Raw genomic sequence first — 22,526 nt, forward strand, 5'->3', positions numbered from 1 at the left:
GACCGCCGCCCCTGGAGGACCTGCACCCATGACTCCTTCAGACCGGGAGCCGTTCCTGCTGGACCTGTACCGCGCCTTCAACGCGCGTGACCTGGACGCGGTGCTGGCCGCCATGGCGCCGGACGTCGACTGGCCCAACGGGTGGGAAGGCGGCCGGGTCGCCGGACGCGACGCGGTGCGCGACTACTGGCAGCGCCAGTGGGCCGAGATCAGACCACGCGTCACGCCGACAGCTGTCCGGGAGCGCCCGGACGGCACGGTCGAGGTCGACGTCCACCAAGTCGTGCGAGACCCCGGCGGGGCGATCCTGGCCATCGCCGACGTCCGTCACGTGTACACGTTCACCGGCGGGCTCGTGGAACGCATGGGCCTCGAGACCTGATCTGCTGCCCCGGGACTCCCCGCTCGCGAGAGGTGATGGCTGGCCGCGAGCAGGTCGAGGGGATGTCGACGATCATGTCCTCCTGGGAGCCGACCAGGCGCCACTCCCCCACCTCGAGCAGGGTGTCTCGATCGTCGACGCCGTAATGCCGTGACGCCGTCTCCGCGTGTCGCAGGAAGCTGGAGTAGACGCCGGCGTAGCCGAGGGACAGCGTCTCCCGGTCCACCTGCACCGGCCGGTCCTGCAGCGGCCGGACCAGGTCGTCGGCGGCGCCCTGCATCGCGAACCGGTCGCAGCCGTGCTGCCTGCCCTGCAGGCTCGCCACCGCGATGAACGGCTCGATCCGGCAGTGGTCCGTGGAACCACCCGCTCCCGGGCTGCCGGCTCAGCCGGCCGGCAGGGTGACCGACGACGGCTGGATGCCTCCGGAGCCGATCCGGTGCTTCACCGGCACGCCGTGCGTCGCCTCGCCGGGCGGCTCGCCCGTACCGAGGTTGCGGGCGTAGCGGGGATGGGCGCCGCCGGAGACCTGCAACCGGATGCGGTGCCCGGCGCGGAAGCGGTGCGCGGTGTCGGGCAGCGTCGTCACCACCGTCCGCTCCCCCGTCGCCGGCTCCTCACCGGGCGCCGGGTCGAGCCGCACCAGCCGGTCGGTGATGTTGACCGACCGCCCGTTCGGCTCGACGTCGCAGATCCGGACGAAGACGTCGCCGTACGGGTTGTCGGACTCGACGGACAGCCGGACCCGCGCCCCGCCGAGCAGCTCCACCGGCTTGCGCAGCGGGCCGGTGGTGAAGGTGGCGACGTCGTCGCGCGCCTCGAGGTCGGAGTTGTCGCGCTGCCCGGCGCTGCCGGCGAGGATCCGGCCGCCGACCGAGGGGGTCGGGTCCATCGGGTCGTAGTGGATCGTCGTGACCCCGGGCTCGCACGGCGCGTCGTCGTCCAGCCGGCCGTCCGGGGCGAGGTACCAGGTGCGGTCGGTGGTGGGCGGCGGCCAGTCGGGCATCGTCCGCCATGTGCGCGCGCCGGTGACGTAGACCCGCACCCGGTCCCGGCGCTCGGGCACGGGTTCCGCGCCGGCCCCGGGCAGGTGGGAGTTCAGCCAACCGAGGCTCTCCGGCGTGGTCACGGCGGCGTCGATGGTGAGGTGCGCCCACGGGCCGACGGTGAGGCCGACGTCGACGCCGCGGTCGCGCAGGGCGGCGTACTGGTAGAGCGTCTGCTCGACGAACCAGTCCTGCCAGCCGCCGATGAGCAGCGTCGGGACGGTGCTCGAGTGGACGGCGGGGGTCGCGCGGTAGCGGTCCCAGTAGGGGTCGGACAGGTCGGGACGGGCCAGCCACTCGTCGAACCACGGGGCCGGGTCGCCGCCGAAGCGCTCGGCCAGGCCTTGGAGCGGGAGGTCGCCGAGATGGGGGGTCAGCCGCCGCTCCGCCGTCGCCAGCCGGAGGAGCCCGCGCAGGAAGCCGACCTGCTCCTGGTGGGCGACCAGGTCGGTCCAGATCGCCAGGTTGGTGAGCTGGAAGGCGCCGTCGATGAGCCCGGCCTGCGCGAGGTCGTGCGGACCGATGTGCAGGATCATCGCCTTGAGCTCGGGCGGCGGGTCGAGCGCGAGGGCCCACTGCGTGTAGCCGAGGTAGCTGGGCCCGAGGGTGGCGAGTCGGCCGTCGAACCACGGCTGGTCGCGCAGCCAGGCGACGGTGTCCTGCCCGTCGTGCTCCTCGTTGACGACGGGCGTGAACTCCCCGCCGGAGCCGAACGTGCCGCGCACGCTCTGGATCACCACCGCGTAGCCGCGCTCGGCGTACGGCACGGTCATGGGAACGGCGAACCCGGCGCCGCGGCCGTACGGGGAGCGCAGCAGCACGGTGGGGTGCGGCCCGGGCGTCGTCGGGAGGTAGACGTCGGCCCGCAGGGTGGCGCCGTCGCGCATCGGGACGTCGACGCCGCGCAGCACCCGCACCTCGGAGGTGGCCGCGGGCAACCGCCAGCGCCTGGCCAGGGCCGTTGCGGCGATGCGGGCGGCTCGGGGAAGCGGCTGACCGTCGGGCTGGGGCACGGACCGGACCCTAACGGTGGGCCCGACACCGGCGTCCTGCTCCGGCGGGTGCTCGCCCAGGAGGTCGGGCAGGCGCTGCGAAGGAGCGGCGTGCCGGCCGGCGACGACGCCGTTGCGAGGCGCGCAGGGTCGAGGGTGGGCATGTTCGTGGAGCGCAGTCGGGCCGGACGGGTCGTCTTTTCGACTGTTCAGCGTGTGCGGCGGTCGGCAGGCAGGCCGCGGCCGGTCGCCGCAGATTCGAGTACGCCAGGTCGCCACTCCCGGGTGTGCGCGCACACCCCAGCCGGGACGGGACAATTCTTCGGCACATTCGGTCATTTCCGTGACGACTGGTCCGTTACCGCCGGATCTCGATCATGGTGTGGTAGGGATGCCCTGCGCCGCACGCGCGAGGCATGCTGAGAACCGACGGGCCGAATCTGGTCGCCTATGGCCGTCGGGGAGCAAATGGCGAAACCGGGCCTTCCGTCTACCCAGAGGAATCTCATGCGCCATCGCCTTCTCCTCACCACGTTGGTCACGTCGCTCGGCCTGGTCGGCACCGTCGCTGTCACCGCCACCGCCGCCGGCGCCGACACGACCGCCGGCTCTGCGCAGTTCACCGGCACGGTGAGCGAGATCGTCGATCCGGCCGCGGATACGGGGATCCCGCGTCGCTGGATGCGCCAGGTGGGCGACCCCGCCCCCGCCGGCTACAGCCACGGCTACCAGTGGGGGGCGCCGCCGATCACGACCCCCGCCGGCCTCGTCACCTTCACCGGCACGCTGGACCTCGGTGACGCGAAGAAGGGCGATTTCGGGCTCATCGGGCTGCTGGACGCGGCGACCCTCGCCGCGGACGAGCGCGGCCTCAACGAGGGCAGCTACATCTACGTCACCATGAAGGACGCCGACACCGCCGTGGTCGGCTTGAGCGATGGCCGCGCGGCCGGCGGCGAGTACGTCCAGAGGTTCCACACGATCGACCTGGCCGGGACGGACGGGGTCTTCGACGTCACCTTCACCATCGACCCTGCCGCTGATCCTGTTGGCTGCGCGAGCAGTCCTGGCGACCTGCCGACCGCCGAAGGCTGCCTGACGCTGGCCGTCGACGACCTCCCTCTTCTCACCGACAGCTACGGCACCATCACGAACGATGGCGCCAACGGTGGCGAGGAGTTCCGCGACGGCGGCACCGCAGGCTGGGACGGCCTGGCTTCCGCCACGGACGCGACCGGCATCGACTACGACTTCACGGTCTCGCCGAGTTCCCCGGAGACCAAGAACGACTGCAAGCACGGCGGCTGGACCACCTACGGGTTCCCCAACCAGGGCCAGTGCATCAAGTCCATCGTGGCGCACAGCTAAGCACTGCAATCCTCGCCCCGGCGGCACGCGTCGCCGGGGCGAGGGCCTGTCCGGGGCAGTGGACGGCCGATGGCAAGGACGCCGCGCGGCAGACTGCCCCACGACACCCCGGCTCCGGCGCCGCCCGGACGTCAGTAATTCTCCGATCAGCAGCTCGCAGTGACAGCCGCGTCTTCCTCCACGGATCCTGCGTATTGCGGGTGCAAGGACCATTCCTGGCTCGTCGGCAACCGTTCCCCCCGGCCGGTTTCGTTCAGGCCTGACGCGCGTCTGCCGAGAATGGCGCTCGGCTTCTCCTCGACGAGCACGAAGCCGAGGGTCTGCACTGTCGGTATGCCGGCCCGTCGATGAGTTCCGCTCCCCGCAGCGGTCGGACCCTCGACGACCATCCCCGGAGGAGCGAACGTGGCGCAGCTGTTGAAGGTCCAGAACATGTTCCTGTCGAGCGACGGCTTCGGTACCGGCGAGGGCCAGAGCCTGGAGCGGCCGTTCGGCCACGCCAACCCCATGGAGCTGGCCGCCTGGGCCGGCGCCACGGCGAGCTGGCCCAACCGCACCGATCCGGGCGGGAGCCGCGGCCTGGACGACTACTTCACCCGCGACTTCTCGCACAACATCGGCGCCGAGATCATGGGCCGCAACAAGTTCAGCCCGCACCGCGGGCCGTGGCAGGACCTGGAGTGGCAGGGCTGGTGGGGCGACAACCCGCCGTTCCACACCCCGGTGTTCGTGCTGACCCACCACCCGCGGCCGTCGTTCACGCTGTCGGACACCACGTTCCACTTCATCGAGAGCGAGCCGGCCGCGGTGCTGGAGCAGGCTCAGGCTGCCGCCGGGGGCAAGGACGTCCGGCTCGGCGGCGGGGTGACCACCGTCCGCGAGTTCCTCGACGCCGACCTCGTCGACACGATGCACGTGGCGGTCTCGCCCGGGGTGACGCTCGGCTCGGGCGTGCGGCTCTGGGAGTCGCCCGACGAGCTGACCGACCGCTTCCACCTCGAGGTCGTCCCGAGCCCCAGCGGCGTGATCCACCACATCTTCTGGCGGCGGTGACGGTGCGCGCGTGGTAGCCCATGCGGGTGGACACGCGCACGCTGCTGCTGGGTGACTGGACGCCGGTGGTCCGGGACGGCATCGACGTCCTGCGGCTGGGAATCCTGGGTGGCGCCGTCGCCTACGCGGTGACCGGGGACTGGGGAGCCGCCACACTGCTGGCCCTGTTCGGCGGCATCACCGTCGTCGCGCGGCTGGTGAACCTGCCGCGGCTCTACGACCTGTCGCTGACCGTGGCGATGGCGCTGCAGGGGTTCGGCGAGGTGCTCGGCCTGTACGACGAGTGGGGGCACTTCGACGACCTCGTGCACTTCACCTTGCCGATGCTCACCGCGCCGGTCGTCTACATCGCCCTGGCGCGGGTGGAGGTCGTGCCGGACCCGCGCGACGAGACACACCTGCCGCACTACGTGGGCATCGCCGTCGTCACGGCCTCGCTGGGCATCTCGATGGGCGCGCTGTGGGAGATCTACGAGTGGCGCTCGGACGCGTGGCTCGGCACGAACCTCTCGATGGACAACGACGACACCAACGGCGATCTGGTCCGCGACACCCTGGGCTCGCTGGTCGGCGCCGCGCTGCTGGTCGCGTGGACCCGCTTCGGCTGGGGCTCGGTGCGACGCATCCCCGGGGTCAACACCCACGAGGACGTCGACGCGTGAGGGAGTCCGCCTGTCGACCCCATGCCCGGGCGGCGGTGCTCACCAGGTGTCGACGTTCGGCCGTCGCCGCCCCGCCGGCCGTGGGGTGTCGGCGACCTCGCGGGTGAGCGTGGTGATCCAGCGGCGGGTGTCGGCGGGGTCGATGACGTCGTCGATCTCCCAGTGGGCGGCGACGTTGAGGCCCTTGCCGTTCTCGTACGCCGCGGCCACGGCCGCGTCGTAGGCGGCGGCGCGCTCGGCGTCGTCCTCGATGGCCGCCAGCTCCCGGCGCATGCCGAGCCGCACGGCGCCCTCCAAGCCCATCGGGCCGAACTCGCTCGACGGCCAGCCGACGGTGAACCGCGGAACCTTCGTGCTGCCGCCGGCCATGGCCTGCGCGCCGAGGCCGTAGGCCTTGCGGACGACCACGGTCCCGATCGGAACCGACAGGTTGGCGCCGATGACGAACAGCCGGGAGAAGTGTCGGACCGTGGCCGTCTTCTCCGACTCGGGGCCGACCATGAAGCCCGGGGTGTCGCAGAGCGAGACGACCGGCAGTCCGTGGGCGTCGCAGAGCTGGAGGAAGCGGGCGGCCTTGTCGGCGGCGTCGGCGTCGATGGCGCCGCCGAGGTGCGTAGGCACGTTGGCGATGACGCCGATCGGCGCGCCCTCGACCCGGGCCAGCGCGGTGACCATGCCGGCGCCCCAGCCGTCGCGGAGCTCGAGCAGGCTGTCCTCGTCCGCGAGCGCGTGCAGCACGGCGCGCATGTCGTAGATGCGCTTGCGGTTCTCGGGGACGAGGTGGCGGAGCAGGCGCTGGTCCGGCGCCGTCCAGTCAGGAATCGGCCCCTGGAAGTAGGAGAGGTACTTCTTCGCCGCGGCGACGGCGGCCGCGTCGTCCGCGACCCGGATGTCGACGACCCCGTTGGCGTGCTGGACGTCGATCGGCCCGATGTCCTCGGGCGCGACCACGCCGAGCCCGCCGCCCTCGATCATCGCCGGGCCGCCCATGCCGATGTTCGCGTCCTCGGTGGCGATGACGACGTCGCAGGTGCCCAGCAGGGCGGCGTTGCCGGCGAAGCAGCGGCCACTGGCGATGCCGACGGTCGGGACGAGTCCGGAGAGCCGCCCGAACAGGGTGAACGCCGCGGTGTCGAGCGCGGAGACGACCGGATGGTCGACGTCGCCCGGCCGGCCGCCGCCGCCCTCGGCGAAGAGGACGACGGGCAGCCGGCGCTTCTCCGCCAGCTCGAACAGCCGGTCCTTCTTGAGGTGGCCGCGCATGCCCTGGGTGCCGGCGAGGACGGTGTAGTCGTAGGAGACGACGACGGCGGCGCTGTCGGCTCTGCCGACGATGTCCCCGTTGATGTCGGCCAGCCCGCCGACGACGCCGTCGGCCGGGGTGCGCTCCTGCAGCTCCTCCCGGCTGCGGCGGCGCTCCTGGGCGGCGAAGACCAGCGGCCCGTACTCGAGGAAGCTGCCCTCGTCGACGAGGTCGGCGAGGTTCTCGCGGGCGGTGCGCCGGCCCTGGGCGTGTCTCTTGGCCACCGCTTCGGGGCGGTACTCGTCGAGGCCCATCTCGTGGCGCCGCCGCACCTGGGCTAGGTCCGCTCGGTCGGCGTCGAGGTCGTGGGTGCCTTCGTCCTGCTCGGCGTCCCCGTCGGAGTGCTCGACGGTGGCGAGCAGCTGGCCCTGCTGGACGGTGTCGCCGAGTTCGACCGTGACGCGCAGGACGGTGCCCCCGGCCGGGAGCGCGACGACGTGCTCCATCTTCATCGCCTCGAGGACGACGACCGCTCCCCCGGGCTCGACCGTCGCGCCTTCCGTCGCCTCGATGGCGACGACGGTGCCGGGGACGGAGGCACGCAAGGCGTCCTCGTCGGGGTCGAGCTGCTCGGTCGGCTCGGGTTCGGCGTGCTGCGGTGCCTTCGCGACGAGCTCGGCGACCTCGTGGTCGACGAGCGTGGTGGTGGCCCGTCCGGCGAGGACGTCCGGGTCGGTCAGAACGGCGCGGAGGAAGGCGGTGTTGGTGGCGACGCCGCCGACGTCCACCTCGGCCAGTGCGCGGTGGAGGTGACGCAGTGCGTCGGCCAGGTCGCCCTGCCGCTCGTGGACGACGACCTTCGCCAGCAGCGAGTCGTAGCGCGAGCTCTGCTCGGCGCCGGGGCGGGCGGCGGTGTCGACGCGGACGCCGGGACCGCCGGGGAGGGTGAGCGAGGCGATGGTGCCGGCGGACGGGACGAGGGCGCCGTCGGCGGTGACCGTCTCGGCGTTGACGCGGGCCTGGGCGGCGACACCGACGGGCGCTGGTGCGCCGTCGGAAAGACCGAGGTCGGCGAGGGTCGCGCCGGTGGCGACGCGCAGCTGCAGCCGCACGAGGTCGAGGCCGGTCGTCTCCTCGGTGACGGTGTGCTCGACCTGCAGGCGTGGGTTGCACTCGAGGAAGACGAAGCGCTCGGGGTCGTCGGCGGAGACGAGGAACTCCACGGTAGCCAGGCCGCGTAGTCCGACGCGCTCGATGAGGTCGGCGGCGGCCCGGTGCAGTTGCTCGCGGAGGTGACCGGGCAGGTGCGGCGCGGGTGCGATCTCGACGATCTTCTGCCGCGAGCGCTGCAGGGAGCAGTCGCGGTCGCCGAGGACGACGACGTCTCCCCTGGCGTCGCCGAGGACCTGGACCTCGATGTGCCGGGCCGGGTCGAGGAAGGCCTCGGCGAGCAGCGTGGCGTTCCCGAAGGCGGCGCGTGCGTCAGCTCCGGCGCTGCGGACCGCCGCCGCGAGGTCGTCGCCACGGCGGACGATTCGGGTGCCACGCCCACCTCCGCCGAAGCGGGGCTTCAGCATGACGGCGCCCGTTTGCTCCATGAGGCTCTCGACGACGGCGACGTCCACCTCGACGCCGAGGCCTTCGAGCACGGGGATGCCGGCCTTCTCCGCGAGGCCGCGGGCGAGCACCTTGTCGCCGAGGGCCACGAGGGCCTTGGAGTTGGGCCCGACGAAGACGAGCGGGGCGTCGCGCCGGCTACTCACCTCCTCGCAGAGATCGGGCAGGTCGGGGCTCTCGGAGAGGAAGCCGTAGCCGGGGTGGAGCAAGTCGCAGCCGGTGGCGACGGCCGCCTGCACGATCGCGTCGGCGTCGAGGTAGGCGGCCGGGCCGGTGCCCGGAAGGACGTAGCTCTCGTCCGCCGCGGCGAGGTGGGGGGCGTCGAGCTCGTCGGCCGCCGTGACGGCGATGCTGGTCATCCCCTCGGCCGCCGCGGCGCGGGCGATGCGGACGGCGATCTCTCCGCGGTTGGCGATCAGCAGGCGGTGCGGGTCAGCCACCCGGGGATGCTCGCACGGACAGAGAACCGGCTCGTCGCTGCCGTGACGCAGGGAACGAAGGCTCGACTGGTGCTCGGCCGGGTCGGCCAGGCGACAGCTCTGGCCGACGGGGACTCCATGGACCACTTTCGAGCCACGCATGGCAACCGCCACGAGCGCGCACCATGCCGGTGACGCAGCGGGATCTACGAGGACGTTCCGGTCCCTGGAACCGGTGGGCCTCGGCCTCATCGCGCCGGCGGTTCAGGCCGTGACAACGGGGTCAGTCCCACCACAGTCTCCAGACCGGCCGGTCCACCAGCAGCCGGGCCAGGCCCGACACCGTGCCACCCGAGGCGTAGCCGAAGCCGTCCACGGGACCGTCCTCTGACAGCACATCGGGGCACAGCGCGGCGATCTCGGCCGCGACGGGCAGCGCCACGGACTCGTCCTCCGGCGGATCCGGCACGAGCAGCGTGAGGGTGGCGAACCCGAGCCCTGCCAGGACGGCGCCGAACCGGTCCTCCCAGCTCCGGAGCACCGCGGACACCTGGGCCGCGCTACGACTGTTGATCGCCCCGAACCAGCCGATCGAGGCGATCGCGTCAGCGGGACGACGGCACGCCACCAGCCCGATCCGCCCTCTGCCCCACAGCCCCAGCGCATCCGGCGTCACGATGGCCGGCGTACCCGTCCGCGGCAGCGGCGGTGCGAGGCCGGGGAACTCCGCGCCGAAGGGCCGGAGGTGCTCGACGTACGGATCCGCCCCCATCGGCACCAGGCTGTCCGCCCAGCCCGTGGCCAGCACCGTGCCCGGGTCCAGCGCGTCGACGGTGGTCAGCGGGGCCGGCTCGAACTCCCCGGCGTCCCAGGGGCGCTCGGCGTACTCGCGGCCGAGCGAGGTCAGCACCAGCGGCCACAGGTTCGTCTCGGCGAACCTGTCGACCAGCCGGCTCCAGGTGTCCGAGGCATCGGGTCTCCCCCGGTCGGCCAGCCAGAGCGCCGGGGGCTCGGGACGCACACCGCCGTCGATGCTCCGCGCGACGGCGGGGCGGCCGCTCCCGAGGTCGACGTCACCGAATCGGAGCCGGCCGGCCGGTGGCAGGTCGAGGAGCGCCGACGACGGCGCGACGACGTCCGCGAGCGACGGCACGCAGAGCCGCTGATCCGGCGGTTCCGGGTGGACGGGGCGATGGTGGAGGTTGGGCATGGGCCGACCCTGCGCTGTTGGCCGGCAGGCCGAGGACGCTCGAGCGGATCTGTGGAAGCGGCTACGTGATCCACAGGCACGCCCAACCCCGTCATGTCCCGTCGACGGACGTCCGGTACCGCTGGAGGAGGTCCCGCGGGATGCGCCCGCGGTCGCTGACCTCCAGCCCCTGGGCACGCGCCCACTCGCGGACGGCGGCTGGCCGGGGCTCGGCGGCCGGCACGGGACCACCGGCGGGGAACGTCGCCTCCACCTCCGCGGTCGCGGCCGCGGCGTCCAGCTCGGCCAGGCAGGCGCCCAGCCACCGGTAGGCCCACTCCTGGGCGAGCGGGCGGGTCTCGCAGAAGACGACCGGCACCGACGGGAAGCGGGCCTGCGCCTCGGCGAGCGCCTCGGCCGCGGCGGCGCCCGGCCAGTACTTGAGGGCGAACAACCGGCTGTACCGGTCCTCGACGACGACGGCCGCGCGCGGGAGGGCGGCCAGCTCCGCGAGGGCGTAGGTGAGCTTGCCGCTGCGCAGGCTGCCGGCCAGGTCGGCGAGGCTCTTGCGCTCCACGGCAGCCAGCGTCGCGCCGTCCCGGAGCACGGCGTAGTCGCCGGCCGGCAGCCGCTGCCGCACCGTGACCGCCTGCTGGTGGCCGAAGGACCACGGGTACTTCTCGCCGGTGTCGACGGCGATCTCCAACACCTGCCCTGCGGCGCGCGCGGTGGGCAGCGCCACGCCCGGCCGGGCCTGCTTGGTGGTGCTCGGCGTCTGCCAGAAGATCACCTCGCGGCCGCGCGCCCGGGTGAGGACCAGTTGCGAGCGGTTCTGTCGGCCGCGGTCGAGGACCAGGTCGATCGCCGGCCCGCGGCGGGTGCACGTACGCACCCGGTGCCGTTCGACGATCTCGGCGTCGGCGGGCCACTCCGCCGCGCGGTGGCAGTAGACCTTCGTCGCGCCGGGCCAGGTCTCGCGCGCCTTGACCACGATGCCCGCCGGCCCGAGTGGCACGCGGATCAGGTACGGCAGCGACGAGTCGGGCTCCGGGTTGCGCGCCACCAGCAGGTCGTCGACCACGGCGTCCAGCGTGGCATGTCCTCCGGCGCCATGGCCCGGCAGACTCGTGCGCCATGGGAGGCCGCAAGCGCGGGAAGTACCCGTACGACTACGCGCCTGGGGACGACGTCCGCTTCGCCGACAGCGGCGCCGGCGGGACACTGCGGGTGCTGCACGGTCCGGGCCGCGGGATGGGCGTGCCCGACGGCGTGGTGTGTCGCGTCGAGGTGGCGGCCGCGGACGGCTCGTTCGTCGACGAGTGCCACGAGGGGAAGCTCGGCAAGGAGCACCGCCTGCACGGCACGTCGCCCGGCGACCGGATCACCGTCATCGTGCACGGCGGGTTCGGCGACGAACAGCTGACCGCGACCCTGAATGTACTCCTGAGCGGCGATCTCGCCGACGTCGTCCGGTTCGGTGTCGGCCCGGCGTGGGAGCTGGTGAGGGCCATCGACACCGGCGACGCGGACCCGCGGGACAGCACGCCGGACGCCGACGCATGGGGAGCCGGCGTCCGGCTGCGCGGAGCCCGCGCAGCCGGCTGACCCCGTGTGGTCGCCTACGGTGCTGGGGTGCGCGGCCCCGTGGACGACGACGACATCGAGGAGCTGGAGTTCTCCGTGCGGAAGCCGGAGGACCACCGGCGCGCCGCCGCGACGCTGCTCGCCTGGGCGGACGAGGAGCATCCCGACGACGAGGCCGAGCCGGCCCGCCTGCTGAACGCGGCGGCGTGGCACCTCGAGCAGGTGGGCGAGCGCGACACCGCGCTGGGGCTGTACCGCCGCTCCGTGGCCGCGCGCGGGACGGTCCTGCCGGACGCCCGCTGCTACCTGCACGCCGCGCTCCTGCGGGCGGGCCTGGTGGACGAGGCCCGACAGCTCGCCGACGAGGTCCGGCGCGAGGCCCCGGCCGATCTGGACGTCTACGTGTTCATGAGCGAGAACCACGAGATGGCCGGTGACCTGCGGCAGGCGCACCGGTGGCTGAACATAGGCCTCCGCACGCTGGAGCTGCCCGACCCGATGGACGTACCACCCGACAGCGGGCACTCCGGGTACGTCCTGCTCCGGAGCCGCCGTCGCGTGCGGGCAGCCCTGGGACTCCCTCCCGACGACGTCGACGACCTCGTGCCTCCGCTGGAGCTGCCGGACGAGGAGTAGACCTGCGGGACGCCTCTCTGTTCCGCGCTCGCTCGTCGACCGGCACTGCTGTCTCCCCCCGCCGCTACGGTCACCGCCGTGCCCCCGATGCCCCCGTTCCTGCTGCCCAGCGCCTCCCCCGAACCCATGGCATGGAGTGACGCCCTGGCCGCCGTGTTGGGGTACGCGCGGGCCCAGCGGGACCTCTGGATCAGGCGCACACCGAGCCATCCCGACGGGATCACGATCAAGGTGCGCGCCTACGCGTACTCCGTCTACGACTGCGTGCCGCCGTCACCGGACGACGAGTTCGCCTGGCTGGACGTGCTGGTCGTCGACGGCATCAACGGCAAGATGGACCAGGCCGCGATCACGGCACTGAAGGACGCCGGCGACCGCGCCTGGCCGCACGTCCGAACGGCGATCGAACGTGCCGACGGCCGGGCGTTCTGGGAGCTGCCGGAGGTGGAGGTCGGCCGCACTCCGCCGCCGGGGACGACGGGAGCCGCCCTCGGCGATGCGTGGCTGGAGTGCACGGCGACAACCGGGATCAAGACCGCGCTGACGCACAAGATGCTGCACCACAAGCGACCCGCCCTGTTCCCCCTGATCGACAATGTGGCCGCTCCGCTGCTGCGGGCGCACACCGATGACGACGTCAATCTCTGGGGCGTCCTCCACCGGGAGCTCGGAGCCAACGACGAGCAGTTCACCGCCCTGGAAGGGACCTTCGCCGAACTGGTGAACGGTGAGGACGACGTCCCCCTGACGCGCCTCCGGCTGCACGACATCCTGGTGTGGCTCACGGCGAGCCGGAGATGGAACCACGCCGTCGCCGCAGGAAGGGAGACCGCGGAGTGGGGCCGGTGGCAGAGCGGCACCGCCTCGTGAGAGCCGGACTCGACATGGCCGTCGTCCGGACGCGCCCCTGGGGGCGTGCGAGGTCGTCGCGCTGATCGACGCGGAGAGCACCACCTGACGCCTGGCACTGTGAAGGCATGCACCGCTCCCACCGCGTGGCCGGCGCGCTGGTCGGCTCGGCCGTCGGTGACGCGCTCGGCGCACCGTTCGAGTTCGGCCCGCCCGGCCAGTTCTCTGCCCGCTTCCCTGTGCCGGCGCGCGGCGCGAACACAGAGATGTGCGGCGGCGGGTCGCTGGGGTGGGAGCCGGGCGAGTTCACCGACGACACCCAGATGGCACTGCTGGTGGCGGAGTCGCTGCTGGAGAACGACGGGTTGGAGGAGGCCGACCTCTTCGGCCGGTTCGTGCGCTGGGCGGAGGTCGAGCCGCCGGACGTCGGCAAGCAGATCCGGGCGGTCCTGCGCTCCGGACGGCCGTGGGACGTCGTCGCGGCCGAGCACTTCGCCGCGACGGGGCGGGCGGCGGGCAACGGGTCGCTGATGCGCGCGACGCCGGCCGCGATCTGGTTCTCGCGATCGGGCGGGGAGGCTTCGGCGGATGCCGCACGCCGGATCTCGGCGCTGACGCACGGCGACCCGGCGGCCGGCGAGGGATGCGCAATCTACGCCGAGCTGATGCGGGTGGCGCTGGACGGCGGTGACCCGCTCACCGCCGTCCCTTCGGCACTCGCCTTGGTCGCGGACGAGCACCGCGAGCGGTGGGCGGCGGTGCTGGCGTCGTCGTGGACGCCGGCGGACGCGACGGAGTCGAACGGCGCGGTGTGGTCGACCCTCGGCTCGGCCGTGTGGGCGCTGCGGCACGGGCGCGACTTCGCCGAGGTGCTGAGGCTGGTGATCGACCTCGGTGGGGACACCGACACGGTGGCGTGCGTCGCCGGCGGGCTGGCCGGTGCGATGTTCGGGATGGGCGGTATCCCGATGCGCTGGTCGTCAGCGGTGCACGGGCGGGTGCCCGCTTTCGGCGACCGGCGGTGGGGGCTCGCGGATCTGCAGGAACTGGCGGCCGCGCTCGACGGCAAACCCCTGGTGCACTACTCCCCGGGCGTCATCCCGCGGATCGGCCCGACGGAGGTGCTGCCGGGGATCTGGGCGGGGAACCTCGACGGCGCCCGGTACAGCGAGGCGGACTTCGCCGTCATCTCGCTGTGCCGGCTCGGCGACCCGTTCCCGCACGAGGTGCACCGGATGGCCTACGTGGCGGACAACGAGTGGAACCACGACCTCGACGCCGTGCTGGCCGACGTCCTCGACGACCTCACCGCGCTACGGGCGGAAGGGCACCAGGTGCTCGTTCACTGCCACGGCGGCGCCTCTCGCACCGGTCTGGTACTGCGCGGCTGGCTGGTGCGCGAGAAGGGGATGTCGGTCGAGGAGGCGACGGCGCACGTCGCCGAACGCTGGCCACACTTGGGCCTCTGGAACGGGAGCTTCACCGCCGCACTGGAGCGGCTACGTCCCGCCGAGGGGTGACCGGCGTCAGCGAATCTCGGTGCCCCGCGGCGGAACGGCCGGCGTCCTCGGACGCGCCGACGCGAAGTCGGGGACGAACCGCTGCGTCGGCTCCAGCTTGCCGGTGTCGGGAGCGGCATGACGGCCGATCCGGGGCATCGCGAACTCGGCTGTCTCATCGGTGAAGTGCTTGGCCACGGCACGACGCTACGAAGCGGAATGGCTCCGGTGCGGCAGGTGCGCGACGCGTCGCGGACGGCTGGGGCCGGAGAGACCGGTGTGGTCGATTTGTCGACTTGGCGGCATGTCTCCGCGTCGATCCGCTGCCGCGCTACAGCTCCCAGACGTGGTCCGGGTCGTCCCACGCCTTCCGGATCTGGCTGAGGTCGCCGAGGTCGACCAGTGGTGACGACTTCGCCAGGTCGACGATGCCCTGGAGCGCAGCCTCGGTGGCTGTTCCGTCGCCGCTGGTCATCGCGACGTCGAGGTGCCGGAAGAGCCCTTCGATCGTCGTCGACCGCTCCGCGAACACCTGCTCGAAGTACTGCTTGAGGAACGAGCTGGCCTCGTGGATGCGCGCGACCTCGACCGTCGCGTAGGCGTCAATCGTCGCGCGCTTGGTCTGCTGCTCCTCGCGCAGGCGGAGGTAACCGAGGGCGCCGTCGATAACGCTGTTGAGCGCCCCGAGAGCGTCGATCGCAGGCAGCGTCGACTCGGCGGGCGAGAGGGCTTTCCCCTCCACCGGCTTCTTGGCGAGCGTCACTTCATCTCCTTGTATTCGACCACCAGCCGGGTGGTGTCCGAGTTCAGCTGCCCGTCTTCCGCGACGAGCGGCACCGTGCAGACGTCCCGCACTGCTCGGGTCAACGTCATGGCGCGCTGGAGCTCGGTGCCGTGCTGCTTGGGGTCGAAGTCGAGCTGCTCCAGCGCGCAGAGAGCGTCCTGGGAACGTCCCACGAGTCCGGCGAGGACTCCGCTCACCTCGTCGACCCGCGTGTCCAGGGTGTCGAGGAACGAGCGGAAGGCGGCGTGGTCCTCGACGGCGATGGCCACCGTCGCCTCGTACTCCTTCGCCTTGGTCACCGCCTTCTCTCCCTGACCGTTCAAGGTCAGACCGCCGACGAGCATCGTCGGGCCGACGGTGACCACGCCGAGGGCGGCGGTGCCGAGCGCGATCCCACCTCCGCCGGCAGACAGGGCTCCCCCGCCCAGGTAGGCCATGGTGGCGTTCGAGGCAGCGGCGCCGGACAGCGAACTGATGGCCGTCCCGGTGCTGGCGGCTCCCAGCGTGGTGACCACGCTCGGGATGCCGATGAAGGCACCTGTACCGGTCACGGCCGCCATTCCGGCCCCCGTGAGCCAGTTGACGTCCGCGGTCAGCGCGCCCGCGAACCCCTCGACCTCCCGCTGCTCCGCGTCGATGCCCGCGAGGAACTGCGCCGCACTCTGCTTGACCTGCTTGCTGTGGCGCTCGATGAAAGCCACCATCCGCGCGATCACCAGCTCACGCGCCTGCTCCTGCTGCTCGCCGTACTGCCGGATCCGCTCGTTGCTCTCCCCGACGCGCTCCTCGGTACGGGCCAGCGACTCCTCGTAGCGCTTCTTCGCCGCGTCGGCGACGGCCCCGGCGTCCTTCATCTTCAGACCACCCATGACGCCGGTGACCAGACCACCGAGTCCGGTGCTCGCGCCGAGGCCCATGAGGGCGAGAGGGATGAGAGGTAGAACCACAGCGATGTCCTCCGGCGTGAGCGTTTCCTGGTCGTCGGCGAACCGTAAGTGCTCATCGCTCGATATCCGGGACGCACCATGCCGACCGTGACACCTGACGACACGCCTCGGGCGGGTGGTGTCGGCGGTGCGAATGTGGTCGCCATCTCGACGGTCGGCAAGAAGCCAACCCGCACCGTCCCTGCGAGGTGCCACCAGCCACCGTTGCTCGGGTGGCTCCGAACCCGGTCATCGCAGTCCGGCTCGGGTCCTTCCGGCTCGGTTCAGCCTGCGGCCGCCCTGCACTGACTACGCCCCCTCCTTCTGACCGCCGAGCCAGAAGAGCGCAAGATCGACGTCCCTCGCCGTCCATTCTGGGTCGTGCACACGGACGGCATCGAGCACACCCACGATCTCGGTCATGTAGCGGAGGTAGCGACCGGGCCGACGGCCGATGTCGCGGCCGAGCACTGCGCGGAGCGCCGCATGGGCGCGCCGGTCATACTCGGCCATCCGTCGGGGCGCCGCCGCGGCGATGACGGCAGACGCCAGCGCGTCGCCGGTCGTGAAACCGGGCAGGGCGGTCAGCGCGCTGCGGGCGGCCGACGCCGCGTCGGGAGTGGTGGTCATGTCATCGCGGGCGGCCTGGACGGCACGTGCGGTGATCTCCCGCACCTCGGACTCGGCTACCTGGTGGAGGGCTGAAGCTCAAGGCGTGTCTGCTCGAAGACGCTTCCAGAACAGCAGCGCGCCGATGTCGGCCTTCCCGGCGCTACCGGCTTCCTCGGTCCGGGCGGCCACCTGGTGGAAGACCTCGTCGTAGGCGCCAGGCGGGTGCAGGCCCGAGCGCTGGCGAGTCGGGCGATGTCGAGCGCAGGCAACATCCGGCCGTTCGTCGCGGTCACGGGAGTGTCCTCGCCTCGGCGAACTGGACGGGCACGGTGACGAGCTCGACGTCGAACGCCCCGCAGACCGCACGGAGACGTTCAGCCCACCGCTCGCTCCCGGACCTAAATTCGGGCACCACGACGGCGGCCCCGCAGGCTCGGTGGTCGAGATCGAACCGCTCGAACCAGGAGGCGAGGGGCGTGGCCTGGCGGATGAACTGGCGGTAGAGGACCGCCTGCTCGACGGCGTGCCGGTAGTAGTTCCCGACGCCTCCCGATCCCTCGATCTTGAGCTCCAGCGCCCACGGCGTGGAACCGTCTCGGAGCAGGGCATCGAGGTACCGGCCGGCGTTGGAGGACGTGCGGCCCCACCGCGTCGGGAACTGGCTCCCCCAGCTCACCCGGTCATCCCGTCCGCCGATGAGCTGTAGCTCACCGGTCGAGACAGGGATGGGTACGGCGCCACGCAGGACGCGTGACTCGAGCGCGTGCTCGTTCTGCTTCACACCCGCGGCCAGGATGTCGCCCCAGGCGTCGGCGAAACGGTTGATCTCGTGGATGGCACGGTCGACGGAGGCCTCCTCCTCGGTGACCTCCAGCCGCCCTTCCGGCACCTGTGCGAGCCATGCCGTCCGCTCGGGGCCACGCTTCCCCAGGTAGTCCTTGGCGACGTCGACCCACCCTCGGCGCTGACCGACCTGGGCCACCTCCAGGCCTTCGAGTCGTAGCGACCACCGGCCCTTGTTCGTCAGCATGGGGTAGGCGCGGAAGCTCTCCCGAGGAACGCCGGCGAGGATGCGCTGGACCAGTGCCGACGACTGATCGCAAAGATCCTCGAAGTAGCCGCGCCAGTCGGAGTACCGGTACTTCTCGTGGTCGCCGAGGTCGTCGAGACCGTGTCGGCTGATGGGGAGTACCTCCGCCCGGCTGGTCAGCCGGCGCAGGTTGACGCGGAACTCCGCGTCCAACAGGGCGGCCAGTGTCCTGAGCGCTCCCTCCGCCTCGGTGTCCCACGCGTCGTCCGCGAGGAACAGCGTCACCTCGTCGGCGGCGACAGGCACTCCCTTGTAATCGCCCTGACCATGCAGGTGCAGGTCGATGAGATCCAGCAGTCCGCCGATCTGCGTCTTCGTGTCCGTGCCGACGGCGATGGTTCGCTGTCCGTTGTAGAGGCAGCGGACGGCGGTGCCGACGATCGACTCCACTCTGTCGTTCTTGCCGTCGATGTCGGAGACGCCGGGAACCTGCTCCAGCAGTTCAGCCACGTCCTTGAGGGCAGTCATGTCCACCTTTCGATGTTGCGTGCACGGACGTCGGACCACCTGTCGCGATCCGCGGAGATGGCCGCATCGGCACCGATCGCCACGTGCGAGCACGTGGAGGGATGGTCCGGGCGGCGAGGGGCCTGCGTGCCGCACGGGAAGTCACTCGTCGGAGGACACCGCCCGTCGTAGCTGGGTGAGGGTGCGCCGCAAGGGACTCGCTGTCATTCCCTGGAGGTTCAACGGCGGATCGGCGGCCCGCAGCATCCGCTCCTCAGCGGGGAGGACCACCGATGCCGGGAGGGGCAGGACGGCGACGCTCATGTGCTCGTGCATCCACCGGCTCAAGGACTCCTCGTCGGTGACGAGCTCGCCGGATTGCCGCAGCGCGGCCGTGAGGGTCATCCGGAAGGTCGAGAAGTTCCGGTTTCCCTCCAGATGCATGCCGCCGACCCGACCCCAGAGCGTATTGGTGGACACCTTTCCGCTCGCCCGGACGCCCCCCGCCCGACCCGCGTACACCAGCCCCGGCGCCACGCGGTGACCGAGCCCGGCCGACAGGCTGTGCGCACCGGGGACATCTACCCACCAGCTGTACAAGCCCGGCGCGTCGTACGCCGAGCGGCCTCGGGCCAGGAAGTGAGCGGGCGCCATGGTGTTGCACTCGTCGAGCAGGGGCGATACGTCGACGGCGTCCATCAGCTCCGCACCGGCTGGTGCGGAGGCGTCGGCGTACCAGGCCAACCGCTCACCCTGCCGAAGCCCGGCGAGCGGCTCCACCACGGTCGCACCCACGGCGGCCAGAGGGACCAGCAGCGGCTCGGTGTAGGCGCGACCGGCGTGAACCTCGACGGCAGTGCCGCGCAGCGGTAGCCGTTCGGCGAGTTGGGCGACCACCCACTGACCCCACGCCGTCCGGTAGTGCGGCGACTGGTCGGCGAGGTAGACGTCGTACGGGGCAACGACGTCGGTGGGCTCGAGCAGGCCGAACTTGGCACTGAGCACGAACCACGGGACCCCTGCCTGCTCGGCGTGCGCACGGGCCTTGGTGAACGCCGCGCCCGTGAACAGCTCGGCAGCAGACCGTGCGGTGGAAGTCTTGGATCTGGAGCACCCGACGAGCACGACGCGTGCGACGGACGCCGCGGTAGCTGGAACTGTGGGCGTCCGTGCCACCGGCGGGGTGGGTGCGCGCGTGTGGGAGACCTCCGTGGCGTGCCGCCGGTATTGGCCGTGGCCGACCCGATCGAGCAGTGGCTCTCGGTGGGCGAAGGGGTTCCGGCTGTTCTGCGCGTTGGCCGTGGCGTACTGGATGTGCACCCCGACGGAGGAGGGCTCGACATCCGGCCGCTGGCTGAGCACCCAGTCGACGAGCGCCGCGCGGCTGAAGGGCTCGGGCAGGGTCTCCGCGGCGCGACCCAGGAGGTCCCAGATCGACTCGGTCACGCCACGCCCCCGCCGGTGAGGCGCCGCACGACTCCGCCGCCACCCACCCGGCCGATGAGATCGAGATCTCCGCAGACGACGAGCAGGTCGCGGGCGCGGGACAGGCCGACGTAGAGCATCTCTCTGGCACGCACCTCGTCCCGGAAGCCGTTCACGGCCAGGACGACGGCCGGCCGTTCGAGACCCTTGAAGCCCAGCACGTGCCCGTAGAACAGGTCCTCGTCCTCCCAGAACGAGTCCCAGTAGGCCTCGGGGCCGCCCTTCTGACGCGCCGCCTGCTCGGGGTGACGCCGGTAGGTGGTCAGCAGGGCGACGGCGTCGGCCGGCCACCCGTCGTCGAGCAGCCGCACGGCCTCGTCGTCGGCGACGTCGACCGTCTGGTCAGTAGTGCACTGCACGAACCGGACCGGAACGCCGTTGCCGCCGCGGTTCTTCATCTGCGACGTCGTCAGGCTGCCGAAGGTGCCGGCGATCTGCTTGGTGTTGCGCAGGTTCTCGGTCAGGTTGATCGGGGTGAGGGCCACTGTCGGCCGGCCTTGCCGGGCGAAGACCCGCTGGCCCTCGTCGGCGAAGACGTAGAGGCAGCCGTCGTCCGGCGAGCGCAGCGACGCGACGACGGCCGGCCACCAGCTCTCCGCGAAGTCCTGGGCCTCGTCGATGACGATGGCGTCGAAGCGCTCCGCCTCCGGCAGTGCGCCGGCCAGCGAGACCATCTCGCCGGGGAGGAACTCCTCCCAGTACGTGCTGTCGTCGTCCGATCCCGCAGGTACCCCCCACCCGATCCCGAGGTAGTGGAAGGTGCCGACGTAGGCGGGCTGCTGCTTCGCGGGCCAGGCGGCGATGCGGCGCTTGAGGAACTCGGCGAGACCGCGGGAGTAGCACATGACGGCGACCCGCTGCCCCGCTGCGGTCAGCCGCCGGGCCTTCTCCAGTGCCAGCCAGGTCTTGCCGGACCCGGCACCACCGCGGATCTCTACTCGCGCATTGCCCTCGAGCATGTCGAGGACGCGAGCCTGATCACGGGTGAGGAGGTCGCACTCGGCCTCGCGTTCGAGCAGGCCGGCTGCCAGATCCTGCTGAGGAATGCCGACCCCGGCCATGCACTCGACGAGCTCCTCGACCTGCTCGAGGGACGGCGGCTCCGTGTCGTGCTCCAGCTGGCGGAGCGCGGACGCGATGCGATCGGCCGCCGATGAGCAGTCGGCGCGGTCGAGGACCATCCAGCGCGGGGCGTCGGGTGCGTCGAAGTCGGCGGGCAGCGTCGTGGCCGGGAGGGCGACCAGGTGCACCATGCGTGGGTCGCCCGAGGTCCACCGGCGGTCGCGACGGAGGTAGTCGCGCAGCAGGTACTTGCACTTCTTCGCCTGGTCGACCGGCCGGATGCGCTTGTCCAGTCCTCCGCCGACCTGGCGCCACTCGCCGCCGCGGAGGGCGACGCTGCCGCCCTTCACCTCGATGACGGCGATACCGAAGCCCGGCCAGACGACGATCACGTCGGCCTCGCGGTCCTCCCGACGGTCGCTGAAGACCTGCCCGCAGACCATGACCGCGTCGTCGGGCAGCTGCTCCCGCAACGCGTCGGCGAACAGACGCTCGGCATGCGACTCGAAGTCAGGCTCGGCCGGATAGATGCGGGCCGTCAACGGGACATGCTCATGCTCGTGGAACCCCCGTGCTCAGGAACATTCGGCGCAGGATGTCAGCGCCTGCCGACAACTTCGGCCACGTCCGCGAATCGCCGTCCTCATGCGCAGAAGTCACACTTCCCGGTCACCGGCAGCTGCGTGAAGCAATGCGGGCAGAACCCAGGGCGTGCGGGGAGCGCAGTAGTGCCGGTCGGACGCGTCGTGGCCGATGCCTGTTTCCGCGCCTCTCGCACCGTCTGAGTCTCTGCGAGACAGCGCGCGCATCGGAGCCGCTGGCTCGATACCTTGGTCGACCTGCACAACTCGCATCGCAGCGGTGACGACCGTCGTGGGGCCCCGCCGGGCCCACTCACGCCGGCGTCGTGGAGCTCCTCGGCGATGGTTCGCACGCGCTCACCGCCGCCGGCATCCGCGACCTTGAAGACGGGGCGCTCGTGGTTGAGGCCGCTCATCGCGGTCGCTCCTCCCCGACCGGCACCGTCGTCAGGCGTCCGCCGGCCGCGCGACACGGGCGGCGTTGCTCCACAAGCATCACCGCACCCTCCCAGCGCCGCTCCGCAGGCACGGGACCCCCGGACGCCGTGTCCTCCCCTGCTGCCACACAGGCCTCGGCAGCAAGCTCCTGCGCCGCGCCGGCCGGACGGGAGGCACGCACAGAGCCCTCGGCGGCCTCGCCAGGTGGGCCGCCTGGCACCCACCTGATGGCTGGTCACACCTCGAGGCAGTAGGCGCAGCTACCGCTGACCGGCACCTCCGTGAAACAGGACGGACAGATGGCGCTCCGTCGTGTGGCGAGACTCGCCGATCGCGAACTCTGCAGCCGAGTTCGAGATCGTTGCTCGTCAGACTGCTGTCCAGCGCCGGCCGATCGGTGCGCCGCCCGGCTCGGCTTGCTGGCGCCAGCTGCGGCCGGCGCTCCTACTTGTCTGGCCCGCCGTGCCTGAATACGAGCGCGAGCTTCGTCGATCTGTCTTACCAGCTCAGCCTTACCAGTGCTGCTCGGGACGACCTCGACCGACTTGAGTCGTCCTTGCGC

20 protein-coding genes are annotated in these 22,526 nt (G+C 71.9%); 8 read left to right on the plus strand and 12 right to left on the minus strand.

Annotated elements, in window-relative coordinates; translation table 11 throughout:
- Nucleotides 1-28: 28 nt before the first annotated feature.
- Nucleotides 29-382, plus strand: a complete 354-nt coding sequence (locus BM142_RS06475) for a nuclear transport factor 2 family protein (protein ID WP_092195966.1) — start codon at nt 29-31, stop codon at nt 380-382.
- Here BM142_RS06475 and BM142_RS06480 read toward each other — a convergent pair.
- Together BM142_RS06480 and BM142_RS06485 are read right to left on the minus strand one after the other, a co-directional pair.
- Complete coding sequence (locus tag BM142_RS06480) at nt 342-707, minus strand: hypothetical protein (protein WP_217640610.1); 366 nt, start codon at nt 705-707, stop codon at nt 342-344. The genes BM142_RS06475 and BM142_RS06480 overlap by 41 nt on opposite strands.
- Before the next feature lie 60 nt (nt 708-767).
- Complete coding sequence (locus BM142_RS06485; protein ID WP_175527137.1) at nt 768-2,441, minus strand: CocE/NonD family hydrolase; 1,674 nt, start codon at nt 2,439-2,441, stop codon at nt 768-770.
- A gap of 429 nt (nt 2,442-2,870) precedes the next feature.
- On the opposite strand from BM142_RS06485, the gene BM142_RS06490 reads away from it, so the two are divergent.
- The 3 genes from BM142_RS06490 (at nt 2,871) to BM142_RS06500 (ending at nt 5,503) form a co-directional block, all read left to right on the plus strand.
- Complete coding sequence (locus BM142_RS06490; protein WP_175527138.1) at nt 2,871-3,788, plus strand: hypothetical protein; 918 nt, start codon at nt 2,871-2,873, stop codon at nt 3,786-3,788.
- Nucleotides 3,789-4,193: 405 nt separating this feature from the next.
- Entirely contained in the window at nt 4,194-4,841 is a 648-nt protein-coding gene (locus BM142_RS06495; RefSeq protein ID WP_092195969.1) for a dihydrofolate reductase family protein, read from the plus strand.
- Between the two features lie 26 nt (nt 4,842-4,867).
- Nucleotides 4,868-5,503 (plus strand): DUF2238 domain-containing protein, encoded by a 636-nt coding sequence (locus BM142_RS06500; protein WP_139228790.1) that lies wholly within the window; start codon nt 4,868-4,870, stop codon nt 5,501-5,503.
- A 39-nt stretch (nt 5,504-5,542) separates the two neighbouring features.
- Here BM142_RS06500 and BM142_RS06505 read toward each other — a convergent pair whose 3' ends face one another.
- From BM142_RS06505 to BM142_RS06515, 3 genes are all read right to left on the minus strand, one after another.
- Entirely contained in the window at nt 5,543-8,803 is a 3,261-nt protein-coding gene (locus BM142_RS06505; protein WP_254790605.1) for an acetyl-CoA carboxylase family protein, read from the minus strand.
- Nucleotides 8,804-9,065: 262 nt separating this feature from the next.
- Nucleotides 9,066-9,992, minus strand: coding sequence for a DUF4253 domain-containing protein (locus BM142_RS06510; RefSeq protein WP_092195972.1), 927 nt, complete (start codon nt 9,990-9,992; stop codon nt 9,066-9,068).
- A 91-nt stretch (nt 9,993-10,083) separates the two neighbouring features.
- A complete protein-coding gene (locus tag BM142_RS06515; protein ID WP_092195973.1) occupies nt 10,084-11,052 on the minus strand; it encodes an Lsr2 family DNA-binding protein in 969 nt (322 codons plus the stop codon).
- 53 nt (nt 11,053-11,105) lie between these two features.
- Between BM142_RS06515 and BM142_RS06520 the strand changes: the two genes are divergently transcribed.
- The 4 genes from BM142_RS06520 (at nt 11,106) to BM142_RS06535 (ending at nt 14,560) form a co-directional block, all read left to right on the plus strand.
- Nucleotides 11,106-11,576, plus strand: coding sequence for a hypothetical protein (locus tag BM142_RS06520; RefSeq protein ID WP_092195974.1), 471 nt, complete (start codon nt 11,106-11,108; stop codon nt 11,574-11,576).
- 27 nt (nt 11,577-11,603) lie between these two features.
- Nucleotides 11,604-12,191, plus strand: a complete 588-nt coding sequence (locus BM142_RS06525) for a tetratricopeptide repeat protein (RefSeq protein ID WP_092196186.1) — start codon at nt 11,604-11,606, stop codon at nt 12,189-12,191.
- Nucleotides 12,192-12,278: 87 nt separating this feature from the next.
- The gene (locus BM142_RS06530) at nt 12,279-13,061 is read left to right on the plus strand and encodes a DUF6308 family protein (protein WP_092195975.1); all 783 of its coding nucleotides are present in this window, start codon (nt 12,279-12,281) and stop codon (nt 13,059-13,061) included.
- 107 nt (nt 13,062-13,168) lie between these two features.
- Nucleotides 13,169-14,560 (plus strand): ADP-ribosylglycohydrolase family protein, encoded by a 1,392-nt coding sequence (locus tag BM142_RS06535; protein WP_092195976.1) that lies wholly within the window; start codon nt 13,169-13,171, stop codon nt 14,558-14,560.
- A gap of 6 nt (nt 14,561-14,566) precedes the next feature.
- Here BM142_RS06535 and BM142_RS24415 read toward each other — a convergent pair whose 3' ends face one another.
- From BM142_RS24415 to BM142_RS06565, 7 genes are all read right to left on the minus strand, one after another.
- Nucleotides 14,567-14,737: a hypothetical protein gene (locus BM142_RS24415; RefSeq protein WP_175527139.1), complete on the minus strand. Its 171-nt coding sequence runs from the start codon at nt 14,735-14,737 to the stop codon at nt 14,567-14,569.
- 133 nt (nt 14,738-14,870) lie between these two features.
- The gene (locus BM142_RS06540) at nt 14,871-15,302 is read right to left on the minus strand and encodes a hypothetical protein (RefSeq protein WP_092195977.1); all 432 of its coding nucleotides are present in this window, start codon (nt 15,300-15,302) and stop codon (nt 14,871-14,873) included.
- Nucleotides 15,299-16,270, minus strand: coding sequence for a hypothetical protein (locus BM142_RS06545; protein WP_139228792.1), 972 nt, complete (start codon nt 16,268-16,270; stop codon nt 15,299-15,301). The genes BM142_RS06540 and BM142_RS06545 overlap by 4 nt, the downstream gene beginning before the upstream one ends.
- Before the next feature lie 288 nt (nt 16,271-16,558).
- Nucleotides 16,559-16,879, minus strand: a complete 321-nt coding sequence (locus BM142_RS06550; RefSeq protein ID WP_217640611.1) for a hypothetical protein — start codon at nt 16,877-16,879, stop codon at nt 16,559-16,561.
- A gap of 271 nt (nt 16,880-17,150) precedes the next feature.
- Nucleotides 17,151-18,419: a hypothetical protein gene (locus tag BM142_RS06555; RefSeq protein ID WP_139228793.1), complete on the minus strand. Its 1,269-nt coding sequence runs from the start codon at nt 18,417-18,419 to the stop codon at nt 17,151-17,153.
- Nucleotides 18,420-18,560: 141 nt separating this feature from the next.
- Nucleotides 18,561-19,844 (minus strand): DUF6884 domain-containing protein, encoded by a 1,284-nt coding sequence (locus BM142_RS06560; RefSeq protein WP_092195980.1) that lies wholly within the window; start codon nt 19,842-19,844, stop codon nt 18,561-18,563.
- Nucleotides 19,841-21,487, minus strand: coding sequence for a nuclease-related domain-containing DEAD/DEAH box helicase (locus BM142_RS06565; protein ID WP_092195981.1), 1,647 nt, complete (start codon nt 21,485-21,487; stop codon nt 19,841-19,843). The genes BM142_RS06560 and BM142_RS06565 overlap by 4 nt, the downstream gene beginning before the upstream one ends.
- Nucleotides 21,488-22,526: the final 1,039 nt, after the last annotated feature.

It is taken from the genome of Blastococcus tunisiensis (assembly GCF_900112815.1).
Lineage (GTDB): Bacteria > Actinomycetota > Actinomycetes > Mycobacteriales > Geodermatophilaceae > Blastococcus_B > Blastococcus_B tunisiensis.

Bases quoted from the DNA above. Each gene is read 5' to 3' on its own strand.
- BM142_RS06475 (WP_092195966.1), top strand. From the start codon at position 29: ATGACTCCTTCAGACCGGGAGCCGTTCCTGCTGGACCTGTACCGCGCC.
- BM142_RS06490 (WP_175527138.1), top strand. From the start codon at position 2,871: ATGGCCGTCGGGGAGCAAATGGCGAAACCGGGCCTTCCGTCTACCCAG.
- BM142_RS06510 (WP_092195972.1), bottom strand. From the start codon at position 9,992: ATGCCCAACCTCCACCATCGCCCCGTCCACCCGGAACCGCCGGATCAG.
- BM142_RS06520 (WP_092195974.1), top strand. From the start codon at position 11,106: ATGGGAGGCCGCAAGCGCGGGAAGTACCCGTACGACTACGCGCCTGGG.
- BM142_RS06530 (WP_092195975.1), top strand. From the start codon at position 12,279: ATGCCCCCGTTCCTGCTGCCCAGCGCCTCCCCCGAACCCATGGCATGG.
- BM142_RS06535 (WP_092195976.1), top strand. From the start codon at position 13,169: ATGCACCGCTCCCACCGCGTGGCCGGCGCGCTGGTCGGCTCGGCCGTC.
- BM142_RS06550 (WP_217640611.1), bottom strand. From the start codon at position 16,879: ATGACCACCACTCCCGACGCGGCGTCGGCCGCCCGCAGCGCGCTGACC.
- BM142_RS06555 (WP_139228793.1), bottom strand. From the start codon at position 18,419: ATGACTGCCCTCAAGGACGTGGCTGAACTGCTGGAGCAGGTTCCCGGC.